The following is a 17,527-nucleotide window of genomic DNA, read 5'->3' on the forward strand; positions in this document are numbered from 1 at the left end:
ACCGCGCAGCACATTAGTTGATGTGTGTGGCGCGCGTCCATCCAACGTCCCACACGCTCCCATACGGGCCGTACGCGTCGTAATACGCGCCATACGATCCCCTCATCCCGCTGGAGTCGCAGCCATGAACCCCATTCCCCGAAAGGTCGTCATCATCGGCGCCGGCATTGCTGGCCTGTGCGCCGCGGTTCATGCGCGCAAGTGCGGATACGCCGTCACCGTGCTCGAGCAGCACGAACGTCCCGGCGGACTCGCCACCAGCTGGCAGCGTGGCACCTATACGTTCGAAGCTTGTCTGCACTGGCTGCTCGGGTCGAATTTGCACGACCCCACGCACGCGTTATGGCGCGAAGTGTTCGATATCGACCGCCTGCATTTCGTCTACCCGGAAGAATGGATGCGTGTAGAAAGCGAAGACGGAAATAGTCTGTCCATCTACTCGAATCTCGAGCGCCTCGAAGCGGAGCTGCTGCAGCACGCACCGCAGGACGAAGCACAGATCCGCCAGTTCATGCATGCCGTCCGCAGCCTGAGCCACTGCCCGCTGCCGTCGTTGAGCAGCGCCTGGCAGGACCGCCTCACGACGGGGCTGCAATTGCTTCGCCACATGCCTCTTCTTCAAAACCTCTCGCACATTACTTCCGAAGACTATGGCAAGCAGTTCAACGACTCGTTGCTGCGAGGCTTCTTCGGCGAAGGAGAAAACGCGCAGCTCGCGGTCGTTGCGCTAGTTTTCGCGCTCGCATGGGTCAGCAACCGCAACGCCGGCTATCCAATAGGCGGCTCGCACGCGGTGATCGGTCCGATCGCGCAGAACCTGCAGCAGCTCGGTGGTGTGTTGCGCACGGGCTCGAGCGTCGAGCAGATTCTCGTGGAAGACGACACTGCAGTGGGTGTGCAACTGGACGACGGCGAGCGCATCGACGCCGACTGGGTCGTCTCCGCCGCCGACGGGCACACGACCGTGTACAACATGCTCGACGGGCGGTATGTCGGCCAGCGCATGGCGCACGTCTATCGCACGTACAAGCCCTTTTCTTCGTTCCTGCAGGTGAGCCTCGGCGTGGCGCGCGATCTTTCGCAGCAATGCGGATATGTGATGCGACTGCTCGACAAGCCGTTCACATTAGACCCGCAAACAGTGCTACATCAGATCGCCTTCCGGCTGTTCCACTACGATCCAACGTTCGCGCCTGCAGGCAAGACCGCCGTGACGTGCACACTGCCCACGCGCAACGTGGGGTACTGGTCGCGGTTGAGCGAGCACGACCCGCAAGGATATGAAGCGGAAAAGCAGCGCGTGGCGAACACCGTGATCGCGATATTCGACAGGTCCACGCCCGGTGTGCGCGAAGCGATAGAAGTGGTCGACGTGTCGACGCCCGCCACCGTGGTCCGCTGCACGCGCAATTGGCAAGGCAGCATGGAAGGTTGGCTGCTCACGCCGCAGACGGGCGTAAGACCCTTGCCGCCAACGCTGCCCGGCCTGCGGCGGTTCCTCATGATCGGCCAGTGGGTCATGCCCGGCGGCGGCCTGCCGTCTGGCCTGATTACCGCGCGGCGCGCAGTGCGCCGCATGTGCCGGAAGGACGGCATAGCCTTCGTGCTTGATGAGCACGAGAAGTCGCCGAACGCAGCCGGCGGTTTTCCTGCCTGATGCAACCCATGCGCTGGCAACGCCGCATGGCCGCGAGGACGTCAAGCCATAAGAACGCAAGGACGTGACGCGACCGGCCGCACCCTCAATGGGCGGGCATACGCAGCTTGCCCCCGCAGGGCTGCGATCGGCAGCACGCGACCCACTGCCGCCGTTCAGGCTCACACAGTCCCTGCGGCCGCTTTCGAGTCATCAACGGCCATCCAACACGGACAGGGCCTGCCTGGTGCTCGGCCATACTGGCCCCCTGGCCGCTTCGATCGTCTCGGCCATCAGTTCATAAACGCCGGCTTCGCCAGCCGCTTGCGCCAGCACGCTTAGGCGCACCGGCGGCTGCTTCAGGCCTGATCTGCTCATAGTGCAACTGTTGCCGGAAGAAATCTCCCGCGTCATCTGCTCATCTGCCCATAGGCTCGCCAATGGCCAGCCATATCGAGCTTCTGGTGTTGCCTTGGGGAGCGACGCGCTGCCGCCTATTGCCCGCGCGGCCCGCGCCCCCCTTCGCCGTCGACGCGCACAGCCATGGTGCCCGTCTGGATACCGAAGTCACAACCTTTGCTGCAGCTGGTTCCATCGAGGGCGGTGATGGGGCTCGGAGAAGAGTGGAAAGCGCTCACGACGCCGTACATCTGTTTGCCTCGGTCAAGGACGACGATCTCGGTTGTAATCGTTTTCCCACCCGGATAAATAATCTGCATCTGACCGCTACAATCTCCCGACAGAGTGTACGTGAGCGTTTCGTCGGTCTCGAATTCAAGTGGCGGCTCACCAGGGGTTCTTGTTCCATTTAGCATCCCAAAGTCTTTCTGGTGGCCCCCTCCGAAACCGTCGAATGTCGCAAGAGCAACGGCATCGATAACGCCGGCATTGGCCAGGCGATGGAGAGTCTGACTGGGAGCCGTCCCCGTCAGGATTCCAAGCAAATCCGCATGGATCTTGAAGCCATACGTCCCTCTCAACGTCGCCGTGGTGCATGCGAAGTCATCTGTCTGCGCTACGCAATTTGGCGACAGTAATGCCATCCCGCTGCCACCGTTTCCTTGAAGAATCTGCTAAACATCTTCTTCTCCTTTCTGCTAATCTTACTGTGTCACAAAATTCATTTGCAGCAAGGTGATGCCTGGTAGTATTGAATAATACAGACTTCGGGCGATCGCGATGAGAGAAGATGTCGACGAATTTGACGCGTATCTGAGTCATCTGGGGCAGGCGCTAGGGCACGCCGATCGTCTTGCGGGTCTGAAGGGTTACTGTTCGGGGCTGGTGCTGCCTTTGTCACGCAAGAGCGTCGAACCGATGGCCGCGCACATTGATCCACTTCACGCGAGCGCGACGCACCAGTCGCTCCACCACTTTGTGGCCAAGGCAGACTGGTCTGACTGTGCGGTATTGCAGCGGGTACGCGAATGGGTGATGCCCGCGTTAGACGCGCACGCTGCGGAAGAGACCGGCTACTACTGGATTATCGACGACACCGGTTTTCCAAAGAAGGGACGTCATTCGGTTGGTGTGGCACGTCAGTACTGCGGGCAGCTCGGCAAACAGGATAACTGTCAGGTCGCCGTGAGCCTGTCGATCGCGACACAACGCGGCAGTTTGCCGATTGCCTGGCAACTGTATGTCCCCAAAGAATGGATTGACGACCGGGAACGTGCCCGTCGCGCTGGCATTCCCGACGATCTGGCTTTCGAGACCAAGCCGCAGATTGCGCTGGCCCAGCTTCGCGAGGCTATGGCATCCGGCATTGCACCGGGCATCGTGCTGGCCGATGCCGGATACGGCGACGAAACAGCTTTCCGGGACGGGATAACTGAACTGGGTTTGCTGTATTCAGTAGGGATCCGGCCGGGCACCTCGGTGTGGGCACCCGGTACGGCGCCGCTGCCTCCTAAACCCTGGAGCGGGCGCGGCAGGCCACCGGCGCTGTTGCGCCGTGCGCCTGGCCATGAACCGATCGCCGTGAAGGAACTGGCCATGCAATTACCCGTGAACGCCTGGCAAGCCGTAACCTGGCGCGAAGGCAGCAACGCAGCACTTTCGTCTCGCTTTGCCGCTGTACGGGTTCGTCCCGCACATCGCGACTATTGGCGAAGCACCGTTCGCGACGAAGAATGGCTGCTTGTTGAATGGCCTGATGGCGATACGGAGCCGCTCAAATACTTTCTCACTACCGCCCCCGGGGAGGCGACACTTGAGCAGCTTGTGTTCGTGACCAAGATGCGCTGGCGCATCGAGCGCGACTATCAGGACCTGAAACAGGAGTTCGGGCTCGGTCATTACGAAGGGCGAGGCTGGCGTGGCTTTCACCACCACGCCACACTGAGTATCGCTGCGTATGGGTTTCTGATGGCTCAGCGACTCAGAATGCAATCAGATGGACGCGATAAAAAAAACTTCCTTGAACGCGCGCTCCCTGCCCTTCCCCCGGATTACATCCCCCGGGGTAGTCCAGCGCGCTCAACGCCACGTTCCTGATTCCATTACTACGTTGCGTATCCTGCTTGGAATGCGGCTCATGCAACGATGGCTCTCTTCCTGAGCGGCAGATAGATTCCCGACTTATTTTGTGACACAGTAAGACTAAATCAGTCTGGGAAAATCAGCGATACCCCGACGTTGGAACGTGGCTTTGCGAACAGCAAAAGGCCTGTGTCCATCAACCGAAGTAACTGGATATATGCGTCGGTCATGCAACGGGCGGTTGCCCGGTCATCGAGCCGGTACGCCTGATCCGACGTCTCGCGGCTGCCAGCTAGCGCAAGGTGGTTTCGCGGATCGCAACGGCAATCCGCGAATCCTTCTGACTAGCGACCTACATATTTAGTGACCACTGTCGGGGTTGCATTGGGGTAGATGACCGCAGGTAGCCCACCCCGAGCGACCCATACCGCCGCTTATACTGCTGCTTCCGGAAACACCGCCATACGCGGAGTTACTGCTAGCATTGGCCGATGCCGATTGCCCATCTTGTTGCCCGGGTGCCTGCTGCGCTTGCCCATCTTGTTGCCCGGATGCCTCCTGCGCTTGCCCTACGCTCGCAAGCGAGAGAATGCCCACGAGCGCTGCAGACGCGAGAATTGTCGTCTTCATGGCTTAACTCCTTCAGTACGAAATCAGGTTCACTTCGGGCGGCCGCTTTGACATAGGCAACGGGCGTAGCAGCCGACACGCGCGTCAGGATATTCGCTGCCAGGCGAATTCGTCCGCTGCCGTGACCCGGTTGCGGGGGCCGTTTTTCCTGGCTTTCGACCAGGTGGGAAAGAAACGGCGCGGCAATGCCGCGCGCAGCGTCCGAGGTGTCAGTAGCACCTGAAAGACCGCCGGTGGGCCGGTAAGCCCGGTGCGCAGAAGAGGGCGCACATTTAAAACCGCAAATCACCTGCCTATAATCCAAATAATCCTGTGCGCCCGACACTCCCATTTGGGAGGGATGTGACAGGAGGCGATCATGACGCATGAAGAAATTCACTTTGCGATTCGACGCATCTATGAAGCGGCGCTCTCTCCAGAGAACTGGCCCAGCGCACTTGTCTCTGTGACGGAAGCAATCGGCGGGCATAAGGCAATGGTGAACGAGAAGACACCTGGCGCCGCCGGTAGATCGTTTTCAAACGGTCTTGACGTCGAGAATGCCTCAAGGCTGCAGCGGGAGTTCGAAACCCGTCTTCCGGATTGGATTCGGGCCATACCGGTTGGCGTGCCGATGCGACAATCGTCGATGATTTCAGACGCGGCCTTCAGGCGATCGGAACTCTATAACGAAACAATTCGCCCAGTCGGCGGATTCTATGTGATGGTTGCGCCTCTTGTGCAGCACCCTGGGCGGCGGGCTTACTTTTCGGTCTGCCGGCATTTGGGCGCGCCGGATTTCAGCGACGACGACCTCGAAGCAGCAAAGCTGATCGTCCCGCACCTAAAGACGGCGCTGGATGTGCAGGGTCGTCTTGAGGCAGCAGACTTGCGAACGCAGGGCGTGCTTGACGTCATCACGCAGCTGAATGTCGGTGTAATCCTGTTCGACGCGGCACTGCGCCCCGTCTTCGTGAATCCCTGTGCCGAAGCAATCGCGGCGCGTCGTGACGGCTTGCTGTTGAGCAGCGAGGCGGTCGCGGCGACTCTCCATTTGGATACCGAGGTGCTGCGCCGGGTCATGAAGGCCGCGCTCGCCTGGCACGACGTCAGCCGGGACGGCAGTGTGTTTGCGCTGCGCACAGAAGCGCCTGTGCGCTGCTACCTGTCGCGCAGGCCGCCAAGGCCACCGCTCGTCGTCTTGGTCGTGCCGCTTTGTACGACAGGCCTTACGAATGAATGGAATTCGGGCGCACGCGCCGTCCTGTTCGTAATGGAACCGGACAGCGCGTCCGGTCTGGAGCAGATGGTCCTCATCGAGACCTTCCAGTTCACCCGGCGAGAGGCTGCGCTCGCCAGTTTGCTCGCTCGGGGTATCGACCTCCCGGACACGGCAGCGCGGCTGGGAATCGGCATTGGAACAGCGCGCGGATATCTGAAACAGGTGCTTGCCAAGACAGGCACACACAGACAGGCGGAACTCGTAGCACTACTTCTGCGCAGTGCCTGTATGGCCGGTGGTGTGACGACCGCCCCGAACTCGACGGTTCCTTGTTCGCATCGGAGCGACAGTCGAGGCCAATGATTCGACGGGCATTATCGGCTCAGCGAATGTCCATTGTCGGTTGGCGAGCCGACGTTGGAATATCCGCGCTGATGCCTAGGCCGATGACCGCAGGTGGCCGAAACTTGCCTGATGCCGTTACCAGTTTTCCCATATAGCGGCGGTACCGCTGACAACAACTTCAGCCAAGGGCAGATCCGATCAGCCACTGCCGTGCAAGCTCTGTGCATAGAGACGGCCGCTCCAATGTTGGGAAATGGCCGCATCCTTCGAGCGGGGCGAAGCATGCATGCGGCATCAGCGCAGCGATGCGACGGCCAACATCGACCGGGACGAAACGGTCAGCACCTCCCCACAGGAGCAACGTTGGAATGTTGCTCGATGCAAGCACGGACCAGCGATCCGAACGCGTCAACGACGCGTCAGACTGACGTGCAAACAGGTCGGCCCCAGCGTCGTGCGCCATCTGCACGAACGCCGCCCGCGATGCGACATCCCCGGCGGGAATTGCGTTCTCGGCGAACTCCGCGATAACACGCTGATGCTCACGGGATCGAATTCTCCGGCTAGTGATGCGGACGGAATCCGGACTCGGGTGAATTCCCGGATGGCAGTTCATCAACCAGAGTGCGAACGCCTGACCACACCGCTGCAATTCGAGTTGTATTTGACAAGGGCGTTCGAGGAGGCGTTTCGAGTCGGGCAGAAACCGGTCGATGCAGATACGGTTGGCGACATTCTGGCACCGGATCTGGACGGACTCGAAGCTCGTCTGACGCGCAACGGTTACAACGCGAAGGTGCTGATCGAGGTGTTGGGGGCCAAGCCCAAAGAGGTGCGTGCCTTTCTCGGCGGGCATCTGCCGCCCGAGAGGACCCAGGAGTTCCATGACCGCCTACTGGCCGCGGGCGTGCCGCTGTGACGTTCTCGCTTAATGTGGTTCCTGCCCGATGTAATCGGGCTGTTCCCAACTAATGTGGGCCCGTTCTCACGTAATGTGGTCCCCGGTGCACCGATATTCTCAGCTAATGTGGCCCCAAAACACCGATGTAGCCGGTCCCGGCGATTTATGTTATCGGGCCGCTACACCTATGCCGCCGACACCGGCGAGGCGAGCGCAGCCCCTCACGAAACCATCATCCCCGCCTTCGCCGTACCGATCGCGAACGTGCCGGGCAAGATGATGACCGCGCTCGTCCTCGACTACGCGCCGGGCGGCAAATCGGCGCCGCATCGGCATGGTCAGGCGTTCGTGGTGGGCTATGTGCTGGCGGGCGCGATCCGCAGCCGTATCGATAACGGCGCCGAGCGCGTCTACCATGCGGGCGAATCGTGGACAGAGAAGCCCGGCGCGCATCACACGGTCAGCGAGAACGCGAGCACGACCGAACCGGCAAAACTGCTCGCGATTTTCGTCGCGGATACGAACGACCCACACCTGGTGACGTTCGATAAAAAGTGATCGTCATGGGGCGGCGGCACCCGCCGCCCGCGCGCAACGCTGCGTCAGAACCGCGGATGACACTCGAAACTGACCGACGACCCGTGCTCGGTCATCGCGCTGACGCCGCTGACCGTCTCCGTCTTCACGCTGCTTTGCATACCGAGACGATCGCAGTAGTCGCGCGCCTCGTTCATCGCGAGTTCGTGCGCGCGCGCCCAGGCCATGCGTCCTCCGGTCGCGCTGGCGGCGACCGTGTAGCTGCCGGGCTTGCCGCTCGCGACCACATCCGTGCTCGACGCGCACCCGACGAGACTCGCGCACGCGAGCGCCACCGCCGCCACCCCGCGCATGCGCGTGGGCAGCGGCGCCCTCTTCCTTTGCGTGCTTTCCGCTCGTGCGACGGACGCGACTTCGCGTACCCGCACCGTTTTGCGCGCCTCAGCGAGCATGTCCGAACCCTGATTCGACATCGTGGATCACCTGCATTTTTAACTGATTAGTCAGTCAGCAATTATCCGGAATCGTTCGCCCAAGATCAGCCGATACAACCGAAAACACTGTTGCGCGAGTCCCAACAATGGACGCGAGCGCCACGCCGCGACGGCGTCGGCAATGAGCGGACCACATGGTTCACAAAAGACCTTCCGGAATCCCATTTGAGCGTCTAGTCTGTAACGATGCCTGTTCGACGGACCGGCATTTCGAACCGCAGACGGACCCCACCACATAGCGGCATACACCGGTCGCCGAACCGGAGGAGACATATATGGATCTCGAGGCACGTACCCTTCATCGCGTCACGGTTCGGCTCGTGCCGTTCCTGATCCTGTGCTATTTCATCGCCTATCTCGATCGCGTCAACGTCGGCTTCGCGGCCTTGCAGATGAACAAGGCGCTCGATCTGTCCGCGAGCGCGTTCGGCTTCGGCGCGGGCGTGTTCTTTATCGCGTACTTCTTTTTCGAAGTGCCGTCGAACCTGCTGCTCGAACGATTCGGCGCGCGCCGCTGGATCGCGCGGATCATGTTTACGTGGGGTATTCTCGCGGGCGCGATGGCGTTCATCCCGGACATCGCGCGCTTCACCGGGCTCTCGCCCGCGCACGTGTTTTTCGGCCTGCGCATTTTGCTTGGCGTCGCCGAGGCCGGCTTTTTCCCGGGCATCATTTTTCTGCTGACCTTGTGGTTTCCGGCCGCGTATCGCGGGCGCGTGGTCGGCTATTTCATGGCGGCGATTCCGCTGTCGACGGTGATCGGCGGACCGATCTCCGGCGCGCTGCTGTCGCTCGACGGCCACGGCGGACTCGGCGGCTGGCAGTGGCTGTATCTGATCGAGGCGGCGCCGGCGGTATTGCTGTCGGTCGCGGTGCTGTTGTATCTGACCGACAAGCCCGCCGACGCCACCTGGCTCAGCACCGAGGAGCGCGACTGGCTGATCGCGCGGCAGAAGCAGGAGCGCGAGCATCGCGAGGCGGTGCGCCACTTCAGCGTGAAGGAGGCGCTGATCAATCCGCGCGTGCTCGCCATCGCGCTGATCTATTTCGGGGCGAACGCGACCAACTACGGCCTGAGCTTCTTCCTGCCGCAGATCGTGAAGTCGTTCGGCCTAACTAATCTGCAGACGGGTTTCGTGACGTCGCTGCCGTACGTGGTCGGCCTCGTCAGCATGATTTTGTGGGGACGGCATTCGGATCGCCACCTCGAACGCCGCTGGCACGTCGCGATTGCGCTGTTCGTCGCGGCGGCCGGCATCGCAGCCGCGGCCGGCCTCGACAATCCGGTGCAGAAGATGATCGCGCTATCGATTGCCGGCTTCGGCATCTTCGGTTGCCTGCCGGTAATCTGGACCTTGCCGGCCGCGTTCCTGTCGGGCGCGGCGGCCGCGGGCGGCATCGCCGCGATCAACTCGCTCGGCAATCTGGCGGGTTTCTTCGGGCCGTTCGCGATGGGCTGGATCAAGGACAGCACCGGCGGCTTCGGCGCCGGGCTGCTATGCCTGTCGGGCGCGGGACTCATCGGCATGGCGGCGGTGTTGCTGCTGCATCACGACACGTCGCTCGAGACGACGCATGGCAATCCGCATGCGCGATCGCCGGGTGAAGCGGGGGTCGCGAGGTCTTAGCGCTAGTCCCACGCGCCGTTCAATACGCACCCGGGCAGCCTGCCCGGGTCGCCTTCAATTCGCCCCGCTGCCGTTATTCGACCCTTCTGTGCCCTGACCGCCCGTATCGGGCGGCACGATGTCGTCCGGCGTCGGGGTTGGCGCGAGCGCTGCCGCACCGCCGCCGTGCACTTCACCGTCGACGGTATTACCCGGCGCCGGCGCGGGAGCCGACCCCGGCGCCGGCAGCAACGGCGGCAACGCGCGCGCTTCGCCCTGCACCGCGGACGCGCCCGCTGCCTCTGACACCGCCGCCGGTGCCGCCACGGCAGACGTCGGTGGCTGCACCGACGCCACCGGCGCGCGCCGCGCCGGAGCACGCGCCACGACCTGCTTGTCCGGCTGCGCCGGCGTGCGCGTGAACAGGTGCCCGATCCAGTCGCGCAAGCGTTCGGCGCGCTCGGCGAACCAGCCCGGCTGCTGCGCGGTATCGAACTTCATGTGGCTGTCGACGAGCCGCGAGCGCTGCGCGCGCTGGAAGAAATCGCCGACGATCGGCAGCGCGCTATGCGCACCCTGCCCCCAGTAATCGCTGCGCAGCGTCACGCGGCTGTCGTTGAAGCCGACCCATGCCCCCGCCACCAGTTGCGGCTGCATCATGATGAACCAGCCATCCGCGTTGCCCTGGGTCGTGCCGGTCTTGCCCGCGACATCGCCGCGCACGCCGAAGCGCGTGCGGATGCTCGCGCCGGTGCCGCGGCTGATCACGTCGCGCATCACGTCGACGAGCGTGCGCGCCGTGTCGGCGGGCAGCTCGCGACTCGGCGTGGCCGGCTTGAATTCGGCGAGCAGGTTGCCGTTGCGGTCCTCGATGCGCGTGACCATCAGCGGCTCGACGTAGCCGCCGAGGTTCGCGATCGTGCCGTACGCCGACACCATTTCTTTAAGCGTGACCGGGCTCGTGCCGAGCGCGAGCGACGGCACCGGGTCGAGCTGGCTGTCGCGCACGCCCATCGCGCGCGCGAGCTTGGCGACCCTGTTCGGACCCACCGACTCCATCACCTGCGCGGTGATGCGGTTGCGCGAATAGGCGAGCGCGTCGCGCAGGCTGATCATGCGGCCGCTCGGCTCGTCCTCGTCGTTCGGCTTCCAGATTTCGCCGCCGGCGAGTTCGATCTGAACCGGATTGTCCGGCAGTTTGTCGTCCGGCTTCGCGCCGGCCTCGAAGGCCGCCGCGTAGACGAACGGCTTGAAGGTCGAGCCCGGCTGACGGCGCGCCTGCTGCACGTGATCGAACGGATCAACGCCAAAGTCGCGGCTGCCGACCCACGCCTTGATCTCGCCGGTACGTGGGTCCATTGCGAGGAAGTCGGCCTGCACGCGCGTCTTCGTGTCGCACACGCTCTGCACGAGCTTGCGATCGGCGAGCAGGCGTTTCAGCGCCTCGTCGTCGGCGAGGCCCGTGTCTTTGGCCGCGCGGAAGTCAGGCGTTTCGCGCAGGAACGTGCGCAGCAGGTCCTTGTCCGCCGAGCAGCCCGCGCGCGTGCCCCACGCGGAGTTCGCGATGTTCTGCAACTGGTTGCCCTGCAGCGTGACCGCCTGGGTCGCCATCGTCTGCAGACGCGAGTCGATCGTCGTGCGCACGACGAGTCCATCGGAATAGATGTTGTAGTCGTTGCGATCGGCCCACGCGACGAGCCATTTGCGCAGTTGCTGCGTGAAGTGCGGCGCGGGTCCGGGCGGCTCGATCTGGCGCTCGAAGTCGAGACGCAGCGGCTTGCGGGCGAGCGTGTCGTACTGGGCGGGTGTCAGCTTGCCGTACTTGACCAGCTGCGCGAGCACCGTATTGCGCCGCTGCAAGGCGCGCTCGGGGTTCAGCACCGGGTTGTAGTACGCGTTGCCCTTCAGCATGCCGGTCAGCGTCGCCGCTTCGAGCACGTTCAGGTCGGATGCGGACTTGTCGAAATAGGTGCGCGCAGCCATCTCGATGCCGTACGCGTTGTACAGGAACGGGACCGTATTCAGGTAGGTTTCGAGGATCTCGTCCTTCGTGTAGAACGCCTCGATCTTCAGTGCGGTGATCGCTTCCTTCAGCTTGCGCGTCAACGTCGGCGCGCGGCCGATTTCGTCGGGATACAGATTGCGCGCGAGCTGCTGCGTGATCGTCGAGCCGCCCTGGCGGTCGCCGGAGAACGTGTGCAGCGCGGCCGAAGCGGTGCGCCGCCAGTCGATCCCGAAATGCTGATAGAAGCGGTGATCCTCGGTGGCGATCAGCGCGTTCACGACGTTCGGCGAGATGTCCTTCAGCTTGACCCACTCGCGGTTCGACGGCTTGAACTCGGCGAGCAGCTTGCCGTCCGCCGACAGGATCTGCGCGGGCTGCTCGATCTTGGCCTTGCGGATGTCGCCGATGCTCGGCGTGAACGGAATCAGCAACAGCACGTACAGTACGAATAGCACCGGCAGCGCGGCGAGCCCCCACGCGAACGTGCGGCGGGTCGGATGGCGCAGATGCCATACGGCCTTCGCGAACAGCGGGTTCGCGAGCGTCAGCCCTTTGTCGAGGGCCGCCAGAAAGGAGGAAAAGAGGCGCTTCACTTGCTGTCGTCGGCTGGGAAAGGCGCAATCGTACCAAGATGTGGGGGGTACGCCGGTTTTTGCTTCGTTCGCGGCATGGAGTGCGGCTCCGGCGGGGCCACTATAATGTCGCCAATTCCGACAAGAGGTGCTTCATGATCATCAAACCGCGTGTGCGTGGCTTCATCTGTGTATCGACCCATCCGACCGGCTGCGAAGCCAACGTCAAGGAACAGATCGAGTATGTGAAGGCACGCGGCCCCATCGCCAACGGCCCGAAGAAGGTGCTCGTGATCGGCGCGTCGACCGGCTATGGCCTCGCCGCCCGCATTAGCGCAGCGTTCGGCTCGGGCGCGTCGACCCTCGGCGTGTTCTTCGAGCGCGCCGGCAGCGAAACCAAGGCTGGCACGGCCGGCTGGTACAACACCGCGGCGTTCGAGAAGTTCGCCACCGCCGAAGGCCTGTACGCGACCAGCATCAACGGCGACGCGTTCTCCGACGAAGTGAAGGCGCGCACGATCGAAGTGATCAAGCGCGATCTCGGCCAGGTCGATCTGGTCGTCTACAGCCTCGCGGCGCCGAAGCGCCAGCACCCGAAGACCGGTGAAGTGTTCAGCTCGGTGCTCAAGCCGATCGGCAAGGCTGTCAATCTGCGCGGCATCGACACCGACAAGGAAGTGATCAAGGAAACCGTGCTCGAACCGGCGACGCCGGAAGAAATCGCGCACACGGTCGCGGTGATGGGCGGCGAGGACTGGCAGATGTGGATGGACGCGTTGGGCGTTGCCGGCGTGCTCGCCGACGGCGCCAGGACCACCGCGTTCACCTACCTCGGCGAGAAGATCACCCACGACATCTACTGGAACGGCTCGATCGGCGCGGCCAAGAAAGATCTCGACCAGAAAGTGCTCGGGATCCGCTCAAAGCTCGCGGCCAAGGGCGGCGATGCGCGCGTCGCGGTGCTGAAGGCAGTCGTCACGCAGGCAAGCTCGGCGATTCCGATGATGCCGCTCTATCTGTCGCTGCTCTTCAAGGTGATGAAGGAAAAAGGCACGCACGAAGGCTGTATCGAGCAGGTCTACGGCCTGTACAAGGACAGCCTCTATGGCAGCCAGCCGCATCTGGACGACGAAGGCCGTCTGCGCGCCGACTACAAGGAACTCGATCCGCAGGTGCAAGGCCGCGTGCAGGAGCTGTGGAACCAGGTGAGCAACGACAACATCTACGAACTCACCGATTTCGCGGGCTACAAGACCGATTTCCTGCGCCTGTTCGGCTTTGAAATGAAGGGCGTCGATTACGACGCGGACGTCAATCCGGACGTGCAGATTCCGAATCTCGTGCAGGTTTGATCCAGCGGGGGCGGGCCCGCTTCGCGAGTTCGCCCCTGAGGTTGCCCCTCCTCGCCTCCCTCCCCTCACTCCTTCAACACGTCAGCACGGATACGCGCCCTGCAACGCGCGCAGAATCGCGAGCCCGATTGGAAAATCCTCGGAAATGCCCGGATGGTTCGCGAAGAACGCATCGAGCAACGGATAGACCGTCTGGTTGCCGATCGCGAGCGTTGGTGGCGGACAGAACAGCTGCGGCTGTTTCCTCGCGACCAGATCGCCGTTCGCCCAGCCGAACGCGTTGATCGTGCCGGTGATGTACGCCGCATAGATCGAGTTGTTGTCGGCGTGTGCCCAGCGCTTGTATTGCGCGGCCGTCATTTCGGCGCTCGCGTTCAGAGTGAAGCACGCCGCCAGCAAAGCCAGCGCGAATTTCGTTAACCGCATCGTTGAACCTTCAATGTCGCTAGATGGCCGCCATTGTAGGCGACGCGGGGTGCACCGCGCAGAAGCCGTCGAGCGCGGGAATTCACAAGCAGAGCGTAAGCATTGAAGGCGGATTCTGTAAGCACCGACAGATTGCAGACGCGCGCGAATCAACGATTACGGCGTGCCGTTTCGGCAGTGCTTGCGATACCCGTCGCGCCCGGCCAGGCGCGCCATATAAGCGGCCAGCGCCGGCAAATCGTCGTGCCGCTGCGGCGTTTCGAGCCAGCGGTTCGCGGACAGCGCGATCGGAATATCGGCGAGCGAAAACGCGTCGCCCGCGATATACGCACCGGTGCGCGCGAGTTGCTGCTCGACGATCGCCATATGCTTCGACCAGTTCGCGCACGACGCGGCGATCTGGCGCGGGTCCTGATGCTCGGGCGAGTGCCGCACGAGCGCGAGAAACGCGTAGCTCCACGAGCGGTTCAATTCGCTCGCCTGCCAGTCGATCCATTGATCACAGCGCGCGCGCTCGACCGGATCGGCCGGATACAGCCCGTCACCGCGATAACGGTTCGCGAGGTAACGGATGATCGAGTTCGATTCCCACAACACGAAGTCGCCGTCGCGGATCACGGGGACCATCGCGTTCGGGTTCAGCGCGCGGAATTCGGCGACCTCGGTCGAGCGAAAGCCCGAGCCCCAGTCTTCCTGTTCGAACGCAAGCCCAAGTTCCGCGCAGGTCCACAACACCTTGCGCACGTTGATCGAGGTGGTCTTGCCGAGTATCTGCAGCATGAGTCGTTGGGTGTCGCGTGGATTGAACGGGTTGAAGGAATGAAACTCGCAAGCCAGCCAGTTTGCCTTGCGCGCGGCGCGCCGTCATCCGCTTTTCAGCGTCGCCTGTTCGCGGATCATGTCGTACAGCGCCTGCGCGGCCGGTGACAACTGCGCGGTCTTGCGCGCGACGAGCACCAGCGTGCGCGACACGGTGGGCTGCGTGAGCTCGACGGTGCGCACGCTCGGATACGCGCCGTTCTGCAGCGCGAGCGCGGGCACCACGGCCGCGCCGACGCGTTGCGCGACGAGTCCGACGGCGGTCGAACTGCGCTGCACCTCGTAGAACGACCGCAGCGCGAGCTCGCTCGATTCCAGCGCGACATCGAGCAGCGCGCGATTGCCGCTGACCTCGCCGGCGAAAATCAGCGGGAACGGCTGCAACTGCCGCCATGCGATGCGCCGCCGCTTCGCGAGTGGATGGTCCTCGTGGCAGATCAGCACGTAGCGGTCTTCGGTGAGCGGCACGGTGGCGAGATCGGGATGATGCTCGCGCGCGATATTGATGCCGAACTCGACCTCTCTGCGCAACACGGCCTCCTCCACCGCCGACGACGCGTGATCGAGAATCTTGATGCGATTGTGCGGATAGCGCGCCGAATACGCCTGCAGGATGCGCGGCAGATACTGCACGCCGACGGTCGGCACGCACGCGATCGACACGTCGCCGCGTCGCGCGATGCCCGTTTCGCGGATCTCGACGAGCGCGTCCGCCAGCTCGCCGAGCAGCCGACGCGCCTGCGGCAGAAAATTGCGACCGATTTCGGTGAGCGCCATCGAACGCGTGGTGCGCTCGATCAGCGTGACGCCGAGATAGCTTTCGAGCTTGCGCAGCCGCTGCGTGATCGCGGTTTGCGTGACGTGCAGCGAATCCGCCGCGCTCTGGAAGCTGCCGCGATCGGCAATCGCGACGAAAGCCTGCACGCCGAGCGTGTCGATTTTCATTAGAAAAATGAAGTAATCGGGATCATAAATTCATTTTACTCTGGGCTGTCAGCGGCCGAGAATGACCGCAACGAACCCCGCGAAGGAGCAAAAGATGACCGACAAAACCACCAACGAGCACAGCGATTGGCACGCGAAGCAGTACATGCTGTTCGAGAACGAGCGCACGCGGCCGGTTCGCGATCTGCTCGCGGCGGTGCCCTTGAACGGCGCGCGGCTCGCGGTCGACATCGGCTGCGGCCCGGGCAACTCGACCGAGGTGCTGGCCGAGCGGGTGCCGGGCGCGTCGGTCAGCGGCATCGACCGCTCCGCCGACATGATCGCGGCGGCCCGTCGGCGGCTGCCGCAATGTCGCTTCGACATCAGCGACGTTTCGACGTGGGACGCGCACGGCCCCTACGACGTGATCCTCGCGAACGCGGTGCTGCAATGGGTGCCGGACCACGATCGGCTGTTCCCCGCGCTGGTGGCAAAACTCGCCAGGGGCGGCAGCCTCGCCGTGCAGATGCCCGACAATCTCGACGAACCCGCGCACCGGCTGCTGCGCGAAATCGCCATCGACGGGCCTTGGGCGACGAAGCTGAACGGTATCGAGCGCACCATGCGCTACGACGCAGACTGGTACTACGCGCTGCTCAAGCCGCTGTGCGCGCGCGTCGACGTGTGGCGCACGGTCTATCACCACCCGCTCGCGGGCGCCGACGCGGTGGTCGAATGGTTCAAGGGCAGCGCGCTGCGGCCGTTTCTCGCCGCGCTCGACGACGCCGAACGCGCGGCGTTTGTGCAACGCTATCGCGACGAAATCGTCAGAGCCTACCCGGCGCTCGCCGATGGCACGGTGCTGCTGCCGTTTCCGCGGTTTTTCATCGTCGCGACGCGCGGCGAACGTTGAAGCCGCGCCGGGAACCGCTGCGAGCCGGTAAATGCCGGCGCTTCGGCTGCGGTGGATCGTCCCGGGGCGATCAGATCGCCGGCGCACCACGCTGACGCACCGCCCGAAAACCGCACCTGTGGCGACGCCGCACGCTAAGGGTGGTCAGGAATTGCCGCCCGGGAATTCCGCATGCTAATGTTTGTAAAAAGCGTGTGTAAAAAGCGGAGGACGGCGCCCGCCGGCCTCACCGGGAAGCCATTTACTGCAGCGAGCGTCGCCATGAGTGATGTACGCCAACATCTGAGTCCCCGTGACCGCCTGGAGCTGTTGTGCTGGCTCACATGCGGAAGCCTCGGCGCTTATTATCTGAACGAAGACTGGCCCGACGCGGCGTTTCACGTGCAGTCCGCGCACAAGTGGCTCGACCGCCGCGCGCGCGAAGCCGACTGGCTGTGCGTCGCGAAGCTGTCGGCCACCGCGGTCGAAATCGCGCGGCGCCACGCGCGCTTCGTCGATGCCGACTGGGCGCGCGACGCCGTTGAAGAAATTCTCGATACCGACGAACTCGACCCGCAAGCCCGGCTCGTCCGGCAGGTTCTGGCCGACTGCCAGAACGCGCTGGCCGACAAGCGGATCGCCGATTAGTCGCGGGCTCGTTTTTCTTCCTTTTTTACAGCGGATTGGGGGCCAATTTTTTGGCCC

Annotated in this window: 16 protein-coding genes; 9 read left to right on the top strand and 7 right to left on the bottom strand. The window is 63.3% G+C overall.

The features are described from left to right. The first annotated feature begins 124 nt into the window (after positions 1 to 124). A complete protein-coding gene (locus tag OKW39_RS01920) occupies positions 125 to 1,657 on the top strand; it encodes a phytoene desaturase family protein (protein WP_429561928.1) in 1,533 nt (510 codons plus the stop codon). Between the two features lie 192 nt (positions 1,658 to 1,849). Here OKW39_RS01920 and OKW39_RS01925 read toward each other — a convergent pair whose 3' ends face one another. Next, positions 1,850 to 2,014 (bottom strand): hypothetical protein, encoded by a 165-nt coding sequence (locus OKW39_RS01925; RefSeq protein ID WP_429561929.1) that lies wholly within the window; start codon positions 2,012 to 2,014, stop codon positions 1,850 to 1,852. 116 nt (positions 2,015 to 2,130) lie between these two features. Further along, positions 2,131 to 2,679 carry a hypothetical protein gene (locus OKW39_RS01930; RefSeq protein WP_429561930.1) on the bottom strand — a complete coding sequence of 183 codons (549 nt, stop codon included), beginning with the start codon at positions 2,677 to 2,679 and terminating at the stop codon, positions 2,131 to 2,133. Positions 2,680 to 2,815: 136 nt separating this feature from the next. Between OKW39_RS01930 and OKW39_RS01935 the strand changes: the two genes are divergently transcribed. From OKW39_RS01935 to OKW39_RS01950, 4 genes are all read left to right on the top strand, one after another. Beyond that, positions 2,816 to 4,132, top strand: coding sequence for an IS701 family transposase (locus OKW39_RS01935; RefSeq protein ID WP_429561931.1), 1,317 nt, complete (start codon positions 2,816 to 2,818; stop codon positions 4,130 to 4,132). A gap of 973 nt (positions 4,133 to 5,105) precedes the next feature. Then, positions 5,106 to 6,311 (top strand): helix-turn-helix transcriptional regulator, encoded by a 1,206-nt coding sequence (locus tag OKW39_RS01940; RefSeq protein WP_429561932.1) that lies wholly within the window; start codon positions 5,106 to 5,108, stop codon positions 6,309 to 6,311. 235 nt (positions 6,312 to 6,546) lie between these two features. Beyond that, positions 6,547 to 7,212, top strand: a complete 666-nt coding sequence (locus tag OKW39_RS01945; protein ID WP_429561933.1) for a hypothetical protein — start codon at positions 6,547 to 6,549, stop codon at positions 7,210 to 7,212. 147 nt (positions 7,213 to 7,359) lie between these two features. After that, positions 7,360 to 7,752, top strand: a complete 393-nt coding sequence (locus OKW39_RS01950) for a cupin domain-containing protein (protein ID WP_429561934.1) — start codon at positions 7,360 to 7,362, stop codon at positions 7,750 to 7,752. 44 nt (positions 7,753 to 7,796) lie between these two features. Here OKW39_RS01950 and OKW39_RS01955 read toward each other — a convergent pair whose 3' ends face one another. Further along, positions 7,797 to 8,204 carry a hypothetical protein gene (locus OKW39_RS01955; RefSeq protein WP_429561935.1) on the bottom strand — a complete coding sequence of 136 codons (408 nt, stop codon included), beginning with the start codon at positions 8,202 to 8,204 and terminating at the stop codon, positions 7,797 to 7,799. Between the two features lie 296 nt (positions 8,205 to 8,500). On the opposite strand from OKW39_RS01955, the gene OKW39_RS01960 reads away from it, so the two are divergent. Next, positions 8,501 to 9,853: an MFS transporter gene (locus OKW39_RS01960; protein ID WP_429561936.1), complete on the top strand. Its 1,353-nt coding sequence runs from the start codon at positions 8,501 to 8,503 to the stop codon at positions 9,851 to 9,853. A gap of 54 nt (positions 9,854 to 9,907) precedes the next feature. On the opposite strand, the gene OKW39_RS01965 is transcribed toward OKW39_RS01960, so the two are convergent. Then, a complete protein-coding gene (locus OKW39_RS01965) occupies positions 9,908 to 12,430 on the bottom strand; it encodes a penicillin-binding protein 1A (RefSeq protein ID WP_429561937.1) in 2,523 nt (840 codons plus the stop codon). 134 nt (positions 12,431 to 12,564) lie between these two features. On the opposite strand from OKW39_RS01965, the gene fabV reads away from it, so the two are divergent. Then, the gene (gene fabV / locus OKW39_RS01970; protein WP_090804884.1) at positions 12,565 to 13,761 is read left to right on the top strand and encodes an enoyl-ACP reductase FabV; all 1,197 of its coding nucleotides are present in this window, start codon (positions 12,565 to 12,567) and stop codon (positions 13,759 to 13,761) included. Between the two features lie 81 nt (positions 13,762 to 13,842). On the opposite strand, the gene OKW39_RS01975 is transcribed toward fabV, so the two are convergent. The 3 genes from OKW39_RS01975 to OKW39_RS01985 form a co-directional block, all read right to left on the bottom strand. After that, on the bottom strand, positions 13,843 to 14,187 hold the full coding sequence (locus OKW39_RS01975; RefSeq protein WP_090804882.1) for a hypothetical protein: 345 nt from the start codon (positions 14,185 to 14,187) through the stop codon (positions 13,843 to 13,845). A gap of 156 nt (positions 14,188 to 14,343) precedes the next feature. Continuing rightward, positions 14,344 to 14,967: a glutathione S-transferase family protein gene (locus OKW39_RS01980; protein WP_429561938.1), complete on the bottom strand. Its 624-nt coding sequence runs from the start codon at positions 14,965 to 14,967 to the stop codon at positions 14,344 to 14,346. A gap of 84 nt (positions 14,968 to 15,051) precedes the next feature. Next, the gene (locus OKW39_RS01985) at positions 15,052 to 15,951 is read right to left on the bottom strand and encodes a LysR substrate-binding domain-containing protein (RefSeq protein ID WP_429561939.1); all 900 of its coding nucleotides are present in this window, start codon (positions 15,949 to 15,951) and stop codon (positions 15,052 to 15,054) included. Between the two features lie 94 nt (positions 15,952 to 16,045). Here OKW39_RS01985 and tam point away from each other — a divergent pair, with 94 nt between their 5' ends. Beyond that, the gene (gene tam, locus OKW39_RS01990; RefSeq protein WP_429561940.1) at positions 16,046 to 16,843 is read left to right on the top strand and encodes a trans-aconitate 2-methyltransferase; all 798 of its coding nucleotides are present in this window, start codon (positions 16,046 to 16,048) and stop codon (positions 16,841 to 16,843) included. Between the two features lie 261 nt (positions 16,844 to 17,104). Next, positions 17,105 to 17,470: a hypothetical protein gene (locus OKW39_RS01995; protein ID WP_026225375.1), complete on the top strand. Its 366-nt coding sequence runs from the start codon at positions 17,105 to 17,107 to the stop codon at positions 17,468 to 17,470. Positions 17,471 to 17,527 lie beyond the last annotated feature (57 nt).

Source organism: Paraburkholderia sp. MM6662-R1 (genome assembly GCF_050436245.1).
GTDB classification, from domain to species: Bacteria; Pseudomonadota; Gammaproteobacteria; order Burkholderiales; family Burkholderiaceae; genus Paraburkholderia; species Paraburkholderia tuberum.

Excerpts from the sequence above, each read along its gene's own strand:
- OKW39_RS01920 (WP_429561928.1), top strand. The coding sequence starts at position 125 with ATGAACCCCATTCCCCGAAAGGTCGTCATCATCGGCGCCGGCATTGCT.
- OKW39_RS01930 (WP_429561930.1), bottom strand. The coding sequence starts at position 2,679 with ATGGCATTACTGTCGCCAAATTGCGTAGCGCAGACAGATGACTTCGCA.
- OKW39_RS01995 (WP_026225375.1), top strand. The coding sequence starts at position 17,105 with ATGAGTGATGTACGCCAACATCTGAGTCCCCGTGACCGCCTGGAGCTG.
- OKW39_RS01980 (WP_429561938.1), bottom strand. The coding sequence starts at position 14,967 with ATGCTGCAGATACTCGGCAAGACCACCTCGATCAACGTGCGCAAGGTG.
- OKW39_RS01940 (WP_429561932.1), top strand. The coding sequence starts at position 5,106 with ATGACGCATGAAGAAATTCACTTTGCGATTCGACGCATCTATGAAGCG.
- OKW39_RS01985 (WP_429561939.1), bottom strand. The coding sequence starts at position 15,951 with ATGAAAATCGACACGCTCGGCGTGCAGGCTTTCGTCGCGATTGCCGAT.
- OKW39_RS01935 (WP_429561931.1), top strand. The coding sequence starts at position 2,816 with ATGAGAGAAGATGTCGACGAATTTGACGCGTATCTGAGTCATCTGGGG.
- OKW39_RS01945 (WP_429561933.1), top strand. The coding sequence starts at position 6,547 with ATGGCCGCATCCTTCGAGCGGGGCGAAGCATGCATGCGGCATCAGCGC.
- OKW39_RS01925 (WP_429561929.1), bottom strand. The coding sequence starts at position 2,014 with ATGAGCAGATCAGGCCTGAAGCAGCCGCCGGTGCGCCTAAGCGTGCTG.
- OKW39_RS01960 (WP_429561936.1), top strand. The coding sequence starts at position 8,501 with ATGGATCTCGAGGCACGTACCCTTCATCGCGTCACGGTTCGGCTCGTG.
- OKW39_RS01955 (WP_429561935.1), bottom strand. The coding sequence starts at position 8,204 with ATGTCGAATCAGGGTTCGGACATGCTCGCTGAGGCGCGCAAAACGGTG.
- OKW39_RS01950 (WP_429561934.1), top strand. The coding sequence starts at position 7,360 with ATGTTATCGGGCCGCTACACCTATGCCGCCGACACCGGCGAGGCGAGC.
- OKW39_RS01975 (WP_090804882.1), bottom strand. The coding sequence starts at position 14,187 with ATGCGGTTAACGAAATTCGCGCTGGCTTTGCTGGCGGCGTGCTTCACT.
- tam (WP_429561940.1), top strand. The coding sequence starts at position 16,046 with ATGACCGACAAAACCACCAACGAGCACAGCGATTGGCACGCGAAGCAG.
- fabV (WP_090804884.1), top strand. The coding sequence starts at position 12,565 with ATGATCATCAAACCGCGTGTGCGTGGCTTCATCTGTGTATCGACCCAT.